The organism is Granulicella pectinivorans (genome assembly GCF_900114625.1).
Lineage (GTDB): Bacteria > Acidobacteriota > Terriglobia > Terriglobales > Acidobacteriaceae > Edaphobacter > Edaphobacter pectinivorans.
In genome coordinates this window covers 680,414-698,371 of record NZ_FOZL01000002.1, presented here as the reverse complement: position 1 = coordinate 698,371, position 17,958 = coordinate 680,414, and the positions used below count along the sequence as shown (strand labels likewise).

Here is a 17,958-nt window from a genome sequence, read left to right as displayed (position 1 = left end):
TTTTCCGAAAGAGGCCTTCCTTGCATCCAGCCGTTCGATTGATTGGCCGTGTACTTCGCCTGGTGGGTATTTCGAGTCCTGAAGATAATGCGCCTCAAAATCGGACGAAGGCAGATCCACCTTCGTGGCGGGACCGTTCCCATGCGACAGAAGAGCCGAAAAGCATCCTCCCGGTCGAACCGCCTGCCCGCTGAACGGGTTGAGCGACGTCCCCAGATAGCCTGAATCCATCGGAAATTCCCGGCAAAAAGCCAATAAAAACAGAGACTTAGGCGGACCAAAGTGGTCCGACCATGTTATGTGCAACTTTTTGTTGCCAATTGTCCAATCGTGCGCTTAGTATCCGTTTCGCACTCGGTAAAGTTCGTGTTTTTTCAAGCGGATATGCCGGGGGCTTTCACGTACGACATAGCTCAACGATCGAAAACATTTTCCGCTTGGCTCGAAATGGTGCCAATGCGTTGGAGTTGGAGCGAACAACATGGCATGGTACGCCTACTGTATTGCGGAACGGCAAGCTTTTCCCGAGCTCTGCCGGCACCGTCGTCCAATGCCCCTGACCGGGGTATCTGGTCTCTTCGGCAATCAAACGTTTCTTTTCCCTGCCAGTGAACTCGCCGTCATCGTCTCTGAACACTCTGACGAAGAGATTGCTGCAATGGATAGCAAGATGGCTCGCGATCATGCTCGTGTGGTTGCGGATTGTTTCAAACACTCCACCGTTCTCCCTTTCCGTTTCGGTACGACCTTTGCGGACGACGATTCGCTTCGCCGGTCGGTCCGCTCCAATCAGCGCCACTTCCTCGCCAACGTCGAGCGTCTGCGCGGCAAGGCCGAGATGCACCTGAAGGTTCTGGTGGACGATACCTGCCCTGGCAACTCGGCACGCGATATGACGGTTGGCCAGCAGTATCTGACCAGTCTGCGTGAATCCGCCAGCCGCCAGCGTGAACGGCAGTCCAAGGCGCGCGCGCTGTCGATCCAGATGCATCGCATGTTCCTTCCGCTTGCGGAAGAGATTACGTGCAAGCGGATGGAGTCGGGCAAGATGCTGCTCGATATCGCTCACCTGATCGACAACAAGACGGTCGAGCGGTACCAGAACAAATACTCGTCGGCAACGCTTCAACTGAAGGAATGCAGCATGCAGCTTTCGGGTCCCTGGCCCCCGTATCACTTCGTGCATCGCTCGAGCGCCACCGCTCAGCATCACGCTTAAGCCTAAGTCTTGACGCCACACCATCATGCCCGCCGCAGCGACAAAAAATAAAGTCGCGCGGCGGGCAACCTTCATGCGATAAAAATGCGGACTACCTTTGCATCTACGTCCGCATCGGACTTTCCAGTGGCACAGTTGGTGGGCGCTCATTTCTCGCTCAATCCATCATCTGAGGCCTGTACGAGGAGAGCGATGATTACGCAGAAGATGACCACCGGACGTGCAATGTCCACCCTTATGCTGTGCGGCCTGATGTGTGCCGGCAGCGCATTTGCCCAGGAACAAAACCCCACCGCCGCCCCCGGACCGATCGTCGAGAAAGACGGCATTTTCCTGTATCGCGTGAAGGTTGTGCAGCGCGATCTGGATGCAGTGAACTACCTGCACCGCAGCGGCTCGACCGAGATCGGTTTCGAGGGCACGGATCTTCTGCCGAACGCGAAGGGCGAGGCGAAGGTCACGAGCGAGCGTGGCGGCATCACGATCGATGCCAAGTTCGAAGGTCTTACGCCGGCAAACGGCTTTGGCCGTGAGTACCTGACCTATGTGCTGTGGGCCATTTCGGCCGATGGCCGTCCCCAGAATCTCGGTGAAGTTCTGCCGGCGGGCACGAAGAACAACATTCACGTGACAACGGCGCTGCAGTCGTTCGGCATGATCGTGACGGCGGAGCCCTATTACGCGGTGGCCCAGCCGAGCGATGTGATCGTACTGAAGAATGTGATCCGTCCCAACAAGACGTCGGGTGAGCTGCAGAAGGTCAATGCGCACTTCGCCTTGCTGCCGCGCGGTGCCTACGCGAACACGGACGGTTCGAAGTCGATCTCCGACCCGATCACGCGCAATGAACGCTCTCCGCTGGAGCTCTACCAGGCTCACAATGCGGTTGCGATTGCGATGAATACGGGAGCGGACAAATACGCGTCGGACATCATGAAGGAGGCGATGCTCGATCTGAAGAACGCCGACGACATCGATTCCAACAAGAAGGGCGATCGCAAGATGGAGATCACCTTTGCGCGTCAGGCTGTGCAGCGCGCTGAAGACGCTCGCATCCTGACCCTGCGTAAGCAGGCCGCGGAGCGCCAGCAGCAGACCGAGATGGCGAAGAATCAGGCGCAGGCCGATGCTGCCGCCGCTGCGGCTGCGGCTCAGCAGTCACAGATGGAAGCAGCGCAGGCTGCTGCGGCGAAGGCTCGTGCGGATGCAGAACGCGAGAGGGCCGAAGCCGATGCAGCTCGTGCCCGTGCCCAGGCTGCTGAGGCCAACAAGAGCGCGCAGGATGCGAATGCGGTCCGCGAGAAGCTGCGCGGTCAGTTGAACAGCGTGTTGCAGACGTCGGAGTCCGCGCGTGGTCTGATCGTGAATATGTCGGATGTGCTGTTCGATACCGGCAAGTACACACTGAAGCAGAACACGCAGATCTCGCTGGCGAAGGTTGCGGGTATCCTGCAGGCTTACCCGGGTCTGAAGCTGCAGGTTGAGGGCTATACGGACTCGGTTGGCTCAGACGAGCTGAACCAGAAGCTGTCGGAGAACCGTGCGGGTGCCGTCAAGGACTTCCTGGTCACCCAGGGCGTCTCCATCAACAACATCACGGCGGCGGGCTATGGCAAGTCGAAGCCGGTGGCTGATAACGGTACTGCGGCTGGACGTCAGCAGAACCGTCGCGTGCAGCTTGTTGTTTCGGGCGACGCGATTGGTATCACGGCGAGCGAACCTCAGTAATAGAATGAAAGTTGAGCCGGCAAAAGCCGCCTTTCGGGGCGGCTTTGCTGTTTCTGCATCACCTTCAAACAATTCAAAACCAAGGAAAACACATGCCTTCGATTCGCGATCGCGTTGCGTTTATTACCGGAGCCAGCTCCGGAATTGGCCGGGCTACCGCCCTGGCGTTTGCTGCTGAAGGGACGAAGCTTCTGCTGTGTGCACGGCGCGCCGACAAGCTGGAGGAGCTGGCGACGGAGATTGCCTCGACCCATGGGGTCGCGGTTCACACCTTTTCGCTGGACGTGCAGGATCGTCTTGCAGTGAACGCGGCGATCGAGGGGCTTCCGGAGGAGTGGCGGAAGATCGATATTCTGGTCAATAACGCAGGTTTGAGCCGCGGTCTCGCGAAGGTTTACGAGGACGACTCTCAGAACTGGGACGAGATGATCGACACCAACATGAAGGGCTTGCTCTATGTGACGCGGGCCGTGGTGCCGGGCATGGTGGAGCGCGGACTCGGCCATGTGATCAATCTGGGATCGACGGCGGGTCATATTACCTATGCGAATGGCACCGTCTACTGCGCGACGAAGGCGGCGGAAAAGGCGATCAGCGAGGGTTTGAAGCTGGATTTGATGGGAACACCTGTGCGCGTGACATCGGTCGATCCGGGCATGGTGGAGACGGCATTCAGCGAGGTACGATTCCGTGGGGATACGGAGCGGGCGGCTAAGATTTATCAAAACATTACGCCGCTGATTCCTGAGGATGTGGCGGATACGATCGTTTGGGCTGCTACGCGCCCGGCTCGGGTGAATATCCACACGATCGTGATGACGACGATCGACCAGGGGAATTCACTGGTGTTCCACCGGCGAGGCTAAGCTGAGACCGGATCTCACGCCGTGAAAGTGCACCGATTTCGGTGCACTTTTTCTTTTGGTCCGTATCGTGGCGTTCTAAGGGACTTATGCGTGGGCGATGCAAAAAACTCAAGGTTTCACCACGCACATTTTTGACCGTAAAACGTGGGAATTTGTATGGATAACGTGGACAGCGGACCACACAAAGCGCAAGAGAACGATCCGCGCACTTTGTTCGTGTGGGGCGGACGCCGAGTAGGAGGTGCTTCCATGCCCCGGCCTCGAGACATGGGTCACCCGGCTTTGCGGCGGGCGAGTGCCTAGAGGTGGATCGTCCAGCCCAGCTCGGCGAGCTTCTCTTCGATATCGGCCAGGGCGTTTTCCAGTGCTGAGCGGCGGTGCGGGTTTGAGGTGCGCTCGGAGAGGACGCGCTCGCGCTGGAGCTCGAGGGCCTGGCGGAGGCGTTTCTTCTCGGCTTCGGAGCGGGCCAGTGCGGCCTTGTCTGAAGCTGCATTCGGGGCGGTGCCGGCGGGCTTTGTTTCGCCGGCCAAGGATTGCTGTTCTTCCACGGATTTGCTCTCCCATCCACGCGACATAGCAACATTCTACGCCCGGAGACTTTTCCCGGCGACCATGCGTCCACTGGGACACCGCCCGTTCCGGCTCTCCGGTAAAATGGTCAGCACCGCCGCGTCTCGATCAACCTCGCCCTGAGCATGTGCCGAACGAGCGCGTACGGCAGAGTACTTTGAACAGCAGCAACCTCCTACGCAAGGGAAGAAGAAGCTCATGTGGATCGTACGTCTCGCGCTGCGCCGGCCCTACACCTTTGTGGTGATGAGCCTGCTGATCGCCATCCTGGGTGTCATCAGCATGGAGACGATGTCGACGGATATCTTTCCGACGATCGATATTCCGGTGGTCAGCATCATCTGGACGTATAACGGGACGTCTCCGGATGAGATGGAGAAACGTTTCACGACGATCAGCGAGCGGTCGATGACGACGGCCGTGAACGACATCGAGCATATCGAGTCGCAGTCGATCAGCGGAACGTCGATCATCAAGGTGTTCTTCCAGCCGGGCGCGAAGATCGAGGCCGCGGTGGCGCAGGTGACGGCGGTCAACCAGACGATTCTGCGTGCGATGCCTCCGGGGACGACGCCTCCGTTCATCCTGCAGTTCTCGGCATCGAACGTACCGATCCTGCAGGCGGTGTTGTCGAGCGATTCGCTGTCGGAGTCGGACCTGTATGACCTGGGCATCAACTTTGTGCGGACGCAGCTTGCGACGGTGCAAGGGGCGCAGGTGCCTTCTCCGTATGGCGGCAAGGCGCGTCAGATCCTGGTGGATCTGGACCTTGGGCAGATCTATGCGAAGGGACTTTCGCCGACCGATATCGTGAACGCGTTGACGGCGCAGAACCTGATGCTGCCTGCCGGCAATGCGAAGGTGGGAACGACCGACTACATTGTGCGGACGAACGCCAGCCCGCAGGTGTTGGCGCAGTTGAACGACATTCCGATCAAGAGCGTGAACGGTGCCGTGGTGTATATGCGCGATGTGGCGCAGGTGCATGAAGGCTTCGCGGTGCAGCAGAATATCGTGCGCATCAACGGCAAGCGCGCGGCGCTGCTGACGATTCTGAAGGCGGCATCGGCGTCGACGCTGGACATCGTCAAGCGCGTGAAGCTTGCACTGCCCCTGATCCAGAGAGGTCTGCCGTCGGCGCTCAAGATTACGCTGCTCTTCGATCAGTCGGTGTTTGTGCGTGCCGCGTTGCAGGGTGTGGTGAAGGAAGCGGCGATTGCCGCGAGCCTGACGGCACTGATGATCCTGCTCTTCCTGGGGAGCTGGCGCTCGACGGTGATTGTGGCGATCTCGATTCCGTTGTCGATTCTTACCTCGATCATCATCCTGAAGCTGCTGGGTCAGACGCTGAATACGATGACGCTGGGCGGGCTTGGGCTGGCGGTCGGCATCCTGGTGGATGACGCGACGGTGGAGATCGAGAACATCCATCGCAACCTGGCGCAGGGCAAGGAGATCGAACCGGCGATTCTGGATGGAGCGGAGCAGATCGCGGTTCCGGCGTTCGTTTCGACGCTGGCGATCTGCATTGTGTTTGTGCCGGTCGTGTTCCTTTCGGGAGCGGCGAAGAGCTTGTTTACACCGCTGGGCATGTCGGTGGTGTTCGCGATGCTGGCCTCGTATCTGCTCTCGCGTACGCTGGTGCCGACGATGGTGAAGTTCCTGCTGGCGAGCGAAGTGGCGATGTACCAGGACCACGATGCACCGGCCGATGAGAACGCGCATGCGCACCATGAGCACTCGGCCGCTGCGGCTCACGCGAGCATCATCTGGCGTATTCACTTCCGCTTCAATGCGCAGTTCGAGCGGCTGCGTGCCTTCTACCGGCGCATTCTGCTGTGGTTTCTGCGGCATGCGGGATTCGCGCTGGGATGCTTTGCGTTGTTCGCGGTGCTGTCGGCTTGTTTGATTCCGTTCATTGGGCAGGACTTCTTTCCGCAGGTCGATGCGGGTACGTTCCGGCTGCATGTGCGCGCGGCACCGGGGACGCGTATCGAAGAGGTCGAGCAATTGTTTGTGAAGGTCGAGGCGACGATCCGGCAGGAGATTCCGGCGAACGAGCTGAACATGGTGCTGGACGATATCGGCGTGCCCAATGGAAGCTTCAACCTGGCCTTCGGCGATGGTTCGCTGACCGATGTGCAGGATGGCGAGATCCTGGTGTCGCTGAAGGAGGATCATCATCCGACCGAGGCCTACCGGCAGCGTCTGCGCAAGGTGCTGCACCAGCAATATCCGGATACGATCTTCTACTTCCAGGCGTCGGATATCGTGAACCAGATTCTGAACTTCGGCCTGCCCGCGCCGATCGACATCCAGATCAGCGGACGTGCGTTCGAGAAGAATTATGCGCTTGCCGAGCAGATCCGGCATGCGGTGATGGCTGTTCCGGGCGCGGTGGACGTACACATCAACCAGGTGCTGTATGCTCCGGAGCTGCGCGTGAACGTGGACCGTGTGCGCGCGCAGACGACGGGGCTGACGCAGTCCAGCGTGGCGAATTCGATGCTGTTTGCGCTGTCGGGTTCGGGGCAGGCTTCGCCGAACTTCTGGCTGAATCCGCAGAACGGCGTGAGCTACAACGTCGTGGTGCAGGCTCCCCAGTACACCATCAACTCGGTGGCTTCGCTGAATGCGATTCCGGTCGCGGCGGCCAGGACGAACCCCGATCCGACTGCGACGCCGACCTCGCCGCAGGTGGTCAGCGACGTGGCGCAGGTGCAGCATGTGACGAGCCCTTCGGTCACGAACCACTACAACGTGCAGCCGGTGTTCGATGTCTTTGTGAACACGCAGGGGCGCGATCTGGGCGGGGTCTCGACGGATGTGGACCGTATCGTCGAGCACTACAGGAAGAGCCTTAGCCCGGGCGCTTCGCTTTCGGTGCGCGGCCAGGTTTCGAGCATGCACGAGTCGTTCACGGGGCTTGGCCTGGGCATGATCTTCGCGGTGGTTCTGGTGTATCTGCTGATGGTGGTGAACTTCCAGAGCTGGCTCGATCCGTTCATCATTCTGACGGCGTTGCCGGGCGCTGCGTGCGGGATTCTCTGGATGCTTTATCTTTCGGGCACGACGTTCTCGGTGCCTTCACTGATGGGCGCGATCATGACGGTAGGCGTGGCCACGGCGAACTCGATCCTGATGGTGACGTTTGCGAATGACCAGAGGGCCGCGGGGATGAGCGCCTTCGATGCCGCTGCCTCTGCCGGAGCCACGCGTCTGCGTCCTGTCCTGATGACGGCGCTGGCGATGATCATCGGCATGCTGCCCATGTCGCTGGGCATGGGCGAGGGCGGTGAGCAGAATGCACCGCTGGGACGCGCCGTGATCGGTGGATTGCTGGTCGCGACGGTGACCACGCTTTTGATTGTGCCTATTATCTACAGCCGCCTGCGCAAGGATCATCCGCTTGCGCCCCAGGATGCGTCTGAGGGCGCATCCCCCGAACCTGAGACGATACAAGCGCTCACCTAAAGCAGCCATGGACGTGAAAGCCTTATGACGCAAGCCGCACTGGAGTCTCGACCAAGCCGTTCCCCGTATGCCGCCGCCGTGGCGTTCTTTCTTTTGTTGATCGTTGTGGGCGTGGTGGCGCTGCTGCCGAAGCTGCGTCATCGCGACGACCTGAAGGCGGAGGCGGTTGTGGCCTCCGGTCCGCCGGTGGTGTTGGCGACGAAGCTGGAAACGGGGGATCGGAACTCGAAGATTGAGCTGCCCGCGTCGATCCAGGCGTTTGAGCAGACGACGATCTTTGCGCGTACGTCGGGCTACATCAAGGCGCGGTATGTGGACATCGGCGACCATGTTCGCAAGGGGCAGTTGCTGGCGGAGATTGAAGACCCGCAGACCGCGCAGAGCCTGCTGCAGGCGAAGGCGACGCTGGCCCAGGCGAAGGCGCAGTTGCTGCAGGCGCAGGCGAACGCGGAGCTTTCTACCGTGACCAACCAGAGGTGGCAGTCGCTGCAGAAGCAGGGCGTCGTTTCGCAGCAGGATACGGACCAGAAGAGGGCGCAGTCGTCTGCCGATCAGGCTCTGATTGCCGCGGATAAGGCCAACATCGCGGCGGCGGAGGCGAACGTCGTTTCGCTGGAGCAGCAGGCTTCGTTTTCGCGTGTGACCGCACCGTTCAACGGCGTGGTGCTGACGCGTTCGATCGATCGCGGATCGCTGATCTCGACGGGCAGCCAGAACTCCGTGCAGCAGATGTTTACGATTGCACAGTCGGATACGGTGCGGGTGTTCGCGAATGTTCCGCAGACGGCGTCCGTGGGGCTGCACCAGGGGCAGGCGGCGCAGGTTTCGATTCGCGAGATTCCGGGCACGACATTTCCCGGGACGATTACGCGGACGAGTTCGAGCCTCGATCCTTCGACGCGTACGTTGTTGGTGGAGGTGGATCTGAAGAACGATGGGCGGATTCTGCCTGGGATGTATGCGACGGTGCTGTACGATCTGCCTCCGACGGGCACCGCACCGGTGATGCTGCCGGCGAATGCGCTGGTGATTCGTTCGGCTGGGCCGCAGGCTGTGGTGATCGATGAGACTAACGTCGCGCATTTCCGTTCGCTGGTGCTGGGGCGCGATATCGGTTCGGCGACCGAGGTGCTGAAGGGTCTGAAGGCGGGCGACGTCGTGGCGCTGAGCCCCGGCGACGAGGTTACCGAAGGTGCGAAGGTGCAGCCGTCGATGCAGAAGACAGGCGCGCCGCAGTAGGGGCACGACGGAGCGGGAAAATTGCCTATAATCGAGCGTGCGGCAGGGATGTAGCCGCTGAAGGGAATAGACCTCGTGATTGTTGAGATAACGGGCCTCCGCAAGATCTACGAGGGCAAACAGAAGGTGGTTGCGGTTGACGGGATTGACCTGAACGTCGGGGCTGGAGAGCTGTTTGGGCTGCTTGGTCCGAACGGCGCCGGCAAGACGACCACCATCAGCATCTGCACCACGCGCGCGCTTCCGAGCGCGGGGCGGGTGTTGATCGCGGGCGTGGACGTGGTGGCACATGCCGCGGCGGCGCGCTGCCATATCGGTGTGGTGCCGCAGTACAACACGCTGGACCGCGCCTGCACGATCTTCGAGAATATTCATTTTCACTGTCTTTACTTCGGCTTCTCGCGCGCCGATGCTACGGCGCGGACGCAGCAGTTGCTGGCGCAGTTTCACCTGACGGAGCGGGCCGGGGCGTATCCGCAGCAGCTCTCGGGTGGACTGGCGCAGCGGGTGCAGATTGCGCGGGCGATTGCACACCGGCCCAAGGTGCTGTTCCTCGATGAGCCCTCGGCAGGTCTGGATCCGCAGAGCCGCATTGCAATGTGGGAGGCGGTGCGTGGGCTGCGGGAAGAGGGCATTACCGTGGTGCTGACGACGCACTACATGGAAGAGGCGGATGAGCTCTGCGACCGCGTCGCGATCATCGACCATGGCAGAATTCTGGTGCAGGACACGCCCGCGGCGCTGAAGGCTTCGGTGGGGGCGCAGAAGCTGTATGAGCTGGATCTGCATGACCGGGAGAAGACGCCGCTTCTGCTGGCGCGGCTCTCGGGGTTGAACGGCGTGGCTTCGGCCGAGCAGACGCCGAAGGGCGTACGGGTGCTGGCGCACAATGTGGATGGGCTCTTGTCGGAGGTGGTGGAGGCTGCGAACCCTTATGGGCTGCGGGATCTTTCGATCACCGAGACGAGCCTGGAGACGGTGTTCATCCGGCTTACGGGGCGGGATCTGCGGGAGTAGCCGCGAACGGGATCAAGGGTCTAGTTCTTTTGGCTGAGGACGAATTGCAGGCCGCCGACGAAGGCTCGGCCCTGCATGCGGATGCCGCTGATCTCCTGGTAGCCGGTGTTGGTGAGGTTGGTCATTTGCAGGTAGGGCCGGACGCGGCCGGTGGAGCGGGCGGCGGAGAGGTCCAGCGTGGCGTAAGCGGTGCGCTGGTAGCGCTGGGCGGCGGCTACGCGCATGCGGAGGTCCACCTGCCTCAGGGAGGCGATCCACTCGGCGTTGGCGTTGTGGGTGGGGTAGTTGAAGAGATAGCGCGACTGCAGGCCGGCGAGGGCGCTTTGGGCTCCAGTGATGCCGGTGTAGGAGAGGCGCAGGCGCTGGGTGTGGGTGATCTGGGTTTGCAGGGAGATCTCGGCTCCGGTGAGGTCGACGCTGGTGAGGTTCTGGGCCTGGTAGGGGCCTGTTGCGCCGGAGCGGACGTAGTCGATGGCGTTCGACTGGCGGGAGGTGAAGCCGGTGGCGGTGAGGGTGAGTGACGGGCGGGCAAACCAGGTAAGGCCGCCGTCGTAGCTCCATGCGCTTTCGGGTTTCAGGTTGGGATTGGCGATGGTGGTGGGGTCGTTGTAGTACTTGTCGACGTAGGTGGGCAGGCGGAAGCCGTAGCCTGCGGAGGCGCTGGCGCGGAGGGCCGGCGTGATGGAGAAGGCTCCGCTGAAGCCGGGGGAGCTGACTACGCCGTAGCCGCCGATGACCTCTTCGCGAAGGCCCGCGGAGAAGGTGGCGCGGCGGCTGCGGAGGTCGAGGTCGGCGTAGCCCGCGCTGCGGTTGCGTCCGTGCTGACCGAGGCTGTTGGAGTTGATCTGGTCGAGGTTGTTGTCGAGGCCGTAGAGGACGGTGGTGTGCTGGCCGATGGTGTCCTTGCGGCGAAGGACGGCCTGCCAGCTCTCGTCGATGTGGTTGTTCTCGTAGAGGGCCGGGTTGGAGCGGAAGAGGACGAACTCGTCGGTGTGGCGGCGGTAGGCTACGGCGACGGAGGTCTTTTCGGTGAAGGACTGGGTGAGGCCGGCGAACCATCCCTTGGTGCGCTCGTAGGAGGGGTAGGCGCCGTAGAACTGGTTGGCTCCGAAGGCGCGGTCGCTGACGGCGAGGAGGAGGTCGCTCTGGCCAAGGGCGGAGGTCAGGCCGGTCTCGCTGGCGACGCTTTCGCTGCGGTAGTCGCGGTCGGGGATGAAGCCGGTGGAGAAGTCGCGGGCGGCGCTGAGGACCTCGGTGGCGCGGGCGCGGACTCCGGAGGCGACGAAGCTTTGCTGGTTGATGCCGTAGCTGCCGTAGGCGGCGGTGGCGCGCAGGGAGCTTTGCGTGGGGCGGATGGTACGGATGTCGACGGTGCCGGCGATGGCGTCGGAGCCGTAGAGGGTGGAGCCCGCGCCGTGCAGGATGTCGAGGGTGCCGAGGGCGTTGAGGGGGATGGGGATGTCGAGGGTGAAGTGCGAGGTTTCGGCGTCGTTCATGCGGAGGCCGTTGACGGTGACGAGAGTCTGCTCGAAGGTGCTGCCGCGGACGGAGAGGTCGGACTGGACGCCCATGGGGCCGCGCATCTGGATGTCGACGGAGGAGTCGGTGCGGAGGGCGTCGGCGAGGGAGGGCACGAGGTTGGGGGTGGCCTCGAGGTCGATGCTCGTGACGGAGCGGGAGGACTGTCCGGCGATGACGGGCTCGGCCTGGCCGACGACGGTGACGGTCTCCTGGGTGGAGGTCTTTGCCGGAGCGTTCTGCTGCGCGTGCGCGTAGAGCGCAGGGAGGAGAAGTACGATTGCCTTGAGGCGCATCGGTCCAGTGTAACGTCTTGGGGTGCGCTACCATGGTGGTGTATGACGACTGCGACGCTTCCCTCCCGCGCTCCTGCCTCGAACACCACGCAGTACGCGCGCGCCTTCATTGGGCTCTTTCTGCGCGATGCCTATGTGCTGCGGCGTGAGCTGTTTCCGTTCGTCATCCGTGTGTGCATGAACCCGCTGCTTTTCCTGTTCGTGTTCACGTACGTGATGCCGCACATGACGGGCGGCGCGTCGATGAATCCGACGGCGGCGATGGCCGGACGCGACTTTCCAACGGTGCTTCTGCCGGGGTTGATGGCCGTGGCGATCATGTTCTCGGGCATTGCGGCGGTGGCTCTGCCGCTGGCGCAGGAGTTCGGAATTACCCGGGAGATCGACGACCGTGTGATGTGTCCGCTGCCGGTGGCGGCGGTGGCGATGGAGAAGATCTGTTTCTCGGCGGTGCAGTCGGTGATCGCGGCAGCCATTGTGTTTCCGCTGGCGACGTATGTGCCGGCGACACGGCCCTCGACGCATATTGCGAGCTGGCCGTTTCTGATCCTGGTGGTGTGTTTGGCTTCGCTGGTGGCCGGTGCGCTTGGGCTTGTGATCGGGACGAGCGTCAAGCCGCAGCAGATCGGGTTGATCTTCGGCGTGGTCGTGATTCCGATTACGTTTCTGGGTTGCGTGTACTATCCGTGGGCTGCGTTGAAGCCGATTCCGGCGTTGCAGTTCGGGGTGTTGATCAATCCCATCGTCTATATGAGTGAAGGATTGCGGGCCGCGCTGACGGCCACACCGCATATGCATCCGGCCATCATCATCGGGATGCTGCTCTTCTTTCTGGTTCTGCTGACGTATCTGGGGATTCGCGGGTTTTTGCGGCGGGTGATCGGGTAGGGAATATCTGTCGCGGCGGATGGTTTTGAGGCGCAAAACCCAGGCCTCAGATGCGAGACCTGGGGCACCCGATTTGATGGTTATGGGGAGAGCTTGGCGGCGAGGTCACCGGCGATTTGTTTGCCGTGGAAGCGGCCGTTCTCGATGAAGATCTCGTTGGTGCGTTCGCCCGCGACGATGACCCCCGCCAGATAGATTCCGGGTACGTTGCTCTCGAGCGTGGCGGGATTGCACACGGGGCAGCGGTCGTTCGCCTCGTCGAGCTTGACGCCGAGGCCCTCGAGGAACGAGAAGTCCGGATGATAGCCGGTGAGGGCGAAGACGAAGTCGTTGGGGATGGTCTTTTCGCCTTCGGGGGTGGAGAGCGTCACGGACTCCTCGGTGATCGAGGTGACGTTGGAGTGGAAGTAGGCGGCGATCTCGCCGTTCTTCACGCGATTGTTGAAGTCGGGCAGGATCCAGTACTTCACATGCCGGTGCATCTCCGCGCCGCGATGGACGAGGGTCACCTTCGCTCCGTGACGCCATAGGTCGAGCGCGGCGATGGCGGCGGAGTTCTTCCCGCCGATGACCAGCACCTCCAGCCCGTAGAACGGGTGCGGCTCGTTGTAGTAATGATGCACCTTGTTGAGGTCTTCGCCGGGGATGCCGAGGTAGTTGGGCAGGTCGTAGTATCCGGTGGCGACGACGAGCTTGCGGGCGTGGTGCTCGATGAGGCGGCCGAAGCGGTCTTTCGTATGAACGACGAAGGCTCCGTCGCTGCCGGTGACGTTTTCTACGGTCTGGTAGGGGCGCACGTCGAGGGAGTAGTGTTCGGCCACCTTGCGGTAGTACTCGAGGGCCTCGGAGCGGGTGGGCTTCTGGTTGGGGCTGGAGAAGGGCATGTCGCCGATCTCGAGGAGCTCCGGCGTGGTGAAGAAGGTCATGTGCGCGGGGTAGTGGAAGAGCGAGTTGCAGAGGCAGCCCTTGTCGACCAGCACCGCCTTCAAGCCGGCGCGCTGCGCCTCAATGGCACAGGCCATGCCGGTGGGGCCGGCTCCGATGACTAGCACGTCAAAGATCATGGTTCGATTCTACAAGCCGTGTGTCCTGCCGGACGGGCCCGGTGTGCGCGGGGCTGTCACGAGGCCTGCGGCAGGGTCTTCGTGACTTTGTATACCTGCCGTGGCGGGATCGAGTCGTGCGGGCCGCGCGCTGCTCGGTAGGGGACTACGCGTTGGGATCGACCAGCTTGTGGCTAATGGCGAAGAGGGCGAGTTCGAGACGCGTGGAGACGCCGGTCTTGTCGAAGATGTTCGACAGGTGGCGCTTTACCGTCTCTTCCGAGATCGTGTATTGCTTCGCGATGTCCTTGTTCGAGCAGCCCTCGACGATGCAGGTGACGACTTCGAGTTCGCGCGGGGTGAGGCCGTAGGTCTTCTTTTCGGGGACCGCGGCGGCCTTCTGCATCAGCTCGTGGAGAGCCTTGAGGAGGTTCACGACGCGCTCGCCGCCAATCCAGTAGTCGCCGCTGAGGACAGCGCGGAGGGATTGCGAGAGGTCTCCGGCGACCGAGTCTTTCAGGACGATGCCGCGTGCGCCGATCTGGAGTGCCTCGATGATCTGCTGGGTGGAGATGGTGCTGGTCAGCAGGATGATCTTGACGCGGGGGCTGCGGCTCATGATGGCGCGCATGGCCTCGAGGCCGGGGAGCCGGGGCATCTGCAGATCGAGCAGAAGGATGTCGGGTTCGAGCTCGAGAACCTGGGTGATGGCGACGTCGCCGTCCTCGGCCTCGCCGACGACCTCGAACCCCGCCTCGTTCATGAGCATGTTCTTGACGCCGAACCGAACGACGGGGTGGTCATCCGCCACGACGATGCGGATCGTTGGGGCGGAGTGGATCGGCGGCTCTGCTCTCTTCGCGACCTGCTTCGTTGCCATGCGGCTCCTAGCTTCAGATAGTAGTTTCAAGGATACGCCGAAGCCGGACAGTCGCATCGGTGAATCGGCTGCGGATGTTGTCGATTTCGCTACCATCCCCCGCCAGGCCCTGGGTTTCCATCTTCCCTGCAAGCTCTCGCAGTTCGAGCGCGCCGAGCATGCCGCATCCTCCCTTGATGGTGTGGGCCTCGCGCCGGTAGAGCGCGTCGTCGCTGGTTGCGACCGCCTCGGCCATGCGGGACAGACGCTTCTGGGCGTCGGCGAGACAGAAGTCGAACATCTCGATAACCTGCCGGTGCGTCATGGCGGTGCGGAGGCTGGCGTAGGTGGTTTTGTCGAGGGCCACGGTTTCGGTGTGTTGCGCGGCGGCGCACTTATGGGCGAGCAGGGCTTCGAGGTCGGCGACGGAGAAGGGCTTCAAGAGGAAGCCGTCGTAGTGGGCGCGTTTGTGGGGCGGTACTTCGCTGCCGCTCATGGCGATCAGCCGGACGTGGGGGCCGTAGACGACGCGCAGGCGCTCACCGAGCGGGTCTCCGCAGAGGCCGGGCATCTGCATGTCGGTGAGGATGATGTCTGTTGGGACGAGATCCGCCAGTGCCTCGTCGCCCGAGGCGGCGGCCGTGGTGGCGTAGCCGTCGGAGTCGAGCAGCATGATGAGGATCTCGCGGCTCAGTTCGTCGTCGTCGATGACCAGGATGCGTTGCACAGGCCCCAGACTATCAGGGTGTAAAGACGATAGAGTATTGCCCATGATGGTTGTGTGCCGGGAGACGACGGGATGATGCTTCTGCTGTCGCTTCTTCTGTGGCAGACGATGAGCGACCCGACGGTTCCGGAATCGCTGCGTCATGAGCGTCCGGTGCTGGTCCAAAGCAGTGGACAGGCCAGCGGACAGGCCTGCGCGGTCATCGATCCCGCCATCTTTTCGCATGCCGCGCCCTCGCTGCGCGACCTGAGGCTGTTTGCCGCGGGGCGCGAGATTCCTTATGCCATCACGCTGAGCCAGGCGGCGCAGGAGGAGGATGATCGCGCGACGGTGTTGCATTTGCGGCGGGTGGAGGGAGGGGTGGCCTTCGACCTGGAGATGCCGGATCGTCCTTATACCGAGGTGCGGCTGGAGCTGGGCGGGAAGGACTATACCGTTGCGGCGAAGGTTTGGGGGGCGAATACGCCGGATACGGAGGGTCGGGAGCTGGGGTCGTACACGCTCTTCGATATGACGGCGGAGCGGCTATCGCGGCAGACGACGATCTCGCTGGCGGAGAGCCAGTTTCGATATCTGCATGTGGTGCTGACGACGGCGGGGGCGATGCCTTCGGTGCTGGGCGCGGAGATTCCGCCAAGCCGCGAGGCGCAGACGGTCTATACGACGGTGGCGAAGAGCGTTGCGCTCACGAAGCGTGGGACGGACTCGGTGGCGGTGTTCCGGCTGCCGGCACGGGTTCCGGTGGAGCGGATCGTGGTGGTGATGGATGCGGGGTTGAGGGAGAGCTTCAGCCGGCATGTGCGGGTGACGGCCCGCTCGGACGCGACGGGAAGCGCGACGGAGACGATCGAAGGGGAGATTGCCCGGGTGTCGAAGGGCGAGCGGAAGCTGGATGCGATGAGCTTTCCGGCGGCTCTGGGGGCGAACCTTCAGGGGGATGCGACGGTGGAGGTGGCGGTGGAGAATGGCGATCAGGCGATCCTGCCGATCGCGTCGATTCAGATGGAGATGCGGCGGAGAGAGCTTTGTTTCGACGCGTTTGGGGGCGCTCCGATGCTGCTGTATGGGGGGGATCTGCCGGGTCCGAGCTATGGATATGCGCAGAGCTTTGTGCCTGCGGAGCATCCTCTGAAGGCGCGGTTTGGGCTGGAGCGGCCGAATCCGCAGTTTCGGACGCTGGTGGATGAGAGACCGTTCTGGGCGCGGAACGGGGAGTGGCTTTGGATGGGGCTGGTGCTGATGATCGGGGTGGTGGGGACGCTGGGAATCCGGTATGCGCAGCGGGGGAGATGGTAAGCACTCCCCCCGTTTATCGATCTAAAGTATTCCGTAATAGGCCTTTAACGCTGGATTTGCCGGAGTTTGGCATCTGCCGTGCGTTTCCGTTTTTCGACTTTTCAGGCTCCAAGCGGCTTGACGACACCTGCGGTGTTGCGGGTGATGCCGTAGAGGAGGCGGCCGTCGGCGTCGAGGTGGCGGAGTTCGAGGGCCTTGGGGGTTACGGAGAGGTGACTGAAGCCGTGGACCTGCTGGGCGTACGGGCCGCGGTCGAGGCCGTCGACCTTGAGAACGTAAAGGTCAGCTCCGCCGCCGCCGGAGAGGAAGTGGGTGGTGGGGTGGCCGTCGAGCTCAAGGTGCTGGAGGTCGTGGTCGTGGCCGGCCATGTAGAGGTCAACCTTGTACTTGCGGAAGAGGGGATCCCAATCGCGGATGAGGACGGGGTGGTCGCCGTGGGGTCCGTTGGAGTAGATGGGGTGATGGCCGAGGACGCCGAGGAAGGGTGTGGTGCGGGGCTTCTGGAGCTGGGCCTCGAACCAGCGGAGCTGCTCGGCCTGCTCTTCGGGCTTGAGGGTGAAGTCGTGGCCGTGCTGCCAGGTGCCGTCGGGGCGGGGCATGTTGCTGTCGAGGACGATGAAGTGGATCAGCGGCTTGTGGGCGGGGAAGTCGAAGGTGTACCAGCGGTCGGGGAGGGTCCAGCGGGTGGGTTTGCCGTCGAGTCCTTTGCCGGTGCGCGCGTATTCGAGCTCGGCCTGGACCTTGTTGGTGTCGGCGGGCATGACCTGGTAGTCGTGATTGCCGAGCATGGAGTAGACGGGGCCGGGGAAGGTTTCGGCGGGGTAGAGCTTTTCGAACTGCTCCGTCCAGCGGGGGCATTGGGCACCGCCGGGGAGGTCGCCGTACCAGTTGTCGCCCAGGGCGAAGAGGGCGTCGGGGCGGAGGTTGGCGGTCTGGGCGTAGTGGCGCATGCCGCGGGCGACCATGCCCTGGGCCGCGAAGCCGTGGCCGAACGCGGCGGCATCGGAGCCGGGCTTGTCGAGGTAGCCCCAGTCGCCGAGGATGAGGGCGTGGGCCGCGTGAGGATCGACGGGCGCAGCCGCAAGAGCCTGGAGTGAGGGCATGGAGGCGAGGGCGCTCCAGGCGAAGCTCTGGCGGAGAAAGCGGCGGCGGGAGAGAGGACTCTGCGCGAAGGAGTTTTCCATCGCAACAGCATAGCCGGGATGCATGACGGGAAGG

The 17,958-nt window shown here is 62.5% G+C and carries 14 protein-coding genes; 8 read left to right on the top strand and 6 right to left on the bottom strand.

The features are described from left to right. Positions 1–481 precede the first annotated feature (481 nt). From BM400_RS20795 to BM400_RS20785, 3 genes are all read left to right on the top strand, one after another. Entirely contained in the window at positions 482–1,219 is a 738-nt protein-coding gene (locus tag BM400_RS20795; RefSeq protein WP_089843559.1) for a GvpL/GvpF family gas vesicle protein, read from the top strand. 192 nt (positions 1,220–1,411) lie between these two features. After that, complete coding sequence (locus BM400_RS20790) at positions 1,412–2,947, top strand: OmpA family protein (protein ID WP_089843557.1); 1,536 nt, start codon at positions 1,412–1,414, stop codon at positions 2,945–2,947. A 92-nt stretch (positions 2,948–3,039) separates the two neighbouring features. Further along, positions 3,040–3,813, top strand: a complete 774-nt coding sequence (locus BM400_RS20785; RefSeq protein ID WP_089843554.1) for an SDR family NAD(P)-dependent oxidoreductase — start codon at positions 3,040–3,042, stop codon at positions 3,811–3,813. 299 nt (positions 3,814–4,112) lie between these two features. Here BM400_RS20785 and BM400_RS20780 read toward each other — a convergent pair whose 3' ends face one another. Further along, on the bottom strand, positions 4,113–4,388 hold the full coding sequence (locus BM400_RS20780; RefSeq protein ID WP_245782064.1) for a hypothetical protein: 276 nt from the start codon (positions 4,386–4,388) through the stop codon (positions 4,113–4,115). Between the two features lie 193 nt (positions 4,389–4,581). Between BM400_RS20780 and BM400_RS20775 the strand changes: the two genes are divergently transcribed. The 3 genes from BM400_RS20775 (at position 4,582) to BM400_RS20765 (ending at position 10,113) form a co-directional block, all read left to right on the top strand. Continuing rightward, positions 4,582–7,857 carry an efflux RND transporter permease subunit gene (locus BM400_RS20775; RefSeq protein ID WP_089843551.1) on the top strand — a complete coding sequence of 1,092 codons (3,276 nt, stop codon included), beginning with the start codon at positions 4,582–4,584 and terminating at the stop codon, positions 7,855–7,857. A gap of 24 nt (positions 7,858–7,881) precedes the next feature. Then, positions 7,882–9,096: an efflux RND transporter periplasmic adaptor subunit gene (locus tag BM400_RS20770; protein WP_089843549.1), complete on the top strand. Its 1,215-nt coding sequence runs from the start codon at positions 7,882–7,884 to the stop codon at positions 9,094–9,096. 75 nt (positions 9,097–9,171) lie between these two features. Then, complete coding sequence (locus BM400_RS20765) at positions 9,172–10,113, top strand: ABC transporter ATP-binding protein (RefSeq protein ID WP_089843546.1); 942 nt, start codon at positions 9,172–9,174, stop codon at positions 10,111–10,113. 20 nt (positions 10,114–10,133) lie between these two features. Here BM400_RS20765 and BM400_RS20760 read toward each other — a convergent pair whose 3' ends face one another. After that, positions 10,134–11,927, bottom strand: a complete 1,794-nt coding sequence (locus BM400_RS20760; protein WP_089843543.1) for a TonB-dependent receptor plug domain-containing protein — start codon at positions 11,925–11,927, stop codon at positions 10,134–10,136. 42 nt (positions 11,928–11,969) lie between these two features. Between BM400_RS20760 and BM400_RS20755 the strand changes: the two genes are divergently transcribed. Beyond that, the gene (locus BM400_RS20755) at positions 11,970–12,815 is read left to right on the top strand and encodes an ABC transporter permease (RefSeq protein WP_089843541.1); all 846 of its coding nucleotides are present in this window, start codon (positions 11,970–11,972) and stop codon (positions 12,813–12,815) included. An 80-nt stretch (positions 12,816–12,895) separates the two neighbouring features. On the opposite strand, the gene BM400_RS20750 is transcribed toward BM400_RS20755, so the two are convergent. The 3 genes from BM400_RS20750 to BM400_RS21830 form a co-directional block, all read right to left on the bottom strand. Then, positions 12,896–13,879 (bottom strand): YpdA family putative bacillithiol disulfide reductase, encoded by a 984-nt coding sequence (locus BM400_RS20750; RefSeq protein WP_089843539.1) that lies wholly within the window; start codon positions 13,877–13,879, stop codon positions 12,896–12,898. A gap of 145 nt (positions 13,880–14,024) precedes the next feature. Further along, positions 14,025–14,738: a response regulator transcription factor gene (locus BM400_RS20745; RefSeq protein ID WP_089843536.1), complete on the bottom strand. Its 714-nt coding sequence runs from the start codon at positions 14,736–14,738 to the stop codon at positions 14,025–14,027. Positions 14,739–14,751: 13 nt separating this feature from the next. Further along, on the bottom strand, positions 14,752–15,444 hold the full coding sequence (locus tag BM400_RS21830) for an Hpt domain-containing response regulator (protein WP_175529176.1): 693 nt from the start codon (positions 15,442–15,444) through the stop codon (positions 14,752–14,754). 72 nt (positions 15,445–15,516) lie between these two features. On the opposite strand from BM400_RS21830, the gene BM400_RS20735 reads away from it, so the two are divergent. After that, positions 15,517–16,740: a DUF3999 family protein gene (locus BM400_RS20735; RefSeq protein WP_089843534.1), complete on the top strand. Its 1,224-nt coding sequence runs from the start codon at positions 15,517–15,519 to the stop codon at positions 16,738–16,740. A 101-nt stretch (positions 16,741–16,841) separates the two neighbouring features. On the opposite strand, the gene BM400_RS20730 is transcribed toward BM400_RS20735, so the two are convergent. Further along, the gene (locus BM400_RS20730) at positions 16,842–17,948 is read right to left on the bottom strand and encodes a metallophosphoesterase (RefSeq protein WP_245782063.1); all 1,107 of its coding nucleotides are present in this window, start codon (positions 17,946–17,948) and stop codon (positions 16,842–16,844) included. Between the last annotated feature and the right edge of the window lie 10 nt (positions 17,949–17,958).

Coding starts and splice junctions, on each gene's coding strand:
- BM400_RS20795 (WP_089843559.1), top strand. CDS start 482: ATGGCATGGTACGCCTACTGTATTGCGGAACGGCAAGCTTTTCCCGAG.
- BM400_RS20790 (WP_089843557.1), top strand. CDS start 1,412: ATGATTACGCAGAAGATGACCACCGGACGTGCAATGTCCACCCTTATG.
- BM400_RS20785 (WP_089843554.1), top strand. CDS start 3,040: ATGCCTTCGATTCGCGATCGCGTTGCGTTTATTACCGGAGCCAGCTCC.
- BM400_RS20780 (WP_245782064.1), bottom strand. CDS start 4,388: ATGTCGCGTGGATGGGAGAGCAAATCCGTGGAAGAACAGCAATCCTTG.
- BM400_RS20775 (WP_089843551.1), top strand. CDS start 4,582: ATGTGGATCGTACGTCTCGCGCTGCGCCGGCCCTACACCTTTGTGGTG.
- BM400_RS20770 (WP_089843549.1), top strand. CDS start 7,882: ATGACGCAAGCCGCACTGGAGTCTCGACCAAGCCGTTCCCCGTATGCC.
- BM400_RS20760 (WP_089843543.1), bottom strand. CDS start 11,927: ATGCGCCTCAAGGCAATCGTACTTCTCCTCCCTGCGCTCTACGCGCAC.
- BM400_RS20755 (WP_089843541.1), top strand. CDS start 11,970: ATGACGACTGCGACGCTTCCCTCCCGCGCTCCTGCCTCGAACACCACG.
- BM400_RS20750 (WP_089843539.1), bottom strand. CDS start 13,879: ATGATCTTTGACGTGCTAGTCATCGGAGCCGGCCCCACCGGCATGGCC.
- BM400_RS20745 (WP_089843536.1), bottom strand. CDS start 14,738: ATGGCAACGAAGCAGGTCGCGAAGAGAGCAGAGCCGCCGATCCACTCC.
- BM400_RS20735 (WP_089843534.1), top strand. CDS start 15,517: ATGATGCTTCTGCTGTCGCTTCTTCTGTGGCAGACGATGAGCGACCCG.
- BM400_RS20730 (WP_245782063.1), bottom strand. CDS start 17,948: ATGCATCCCGGCTATGCTGTTGCGATGGAAAACTCCTTCGCGCAGAGT.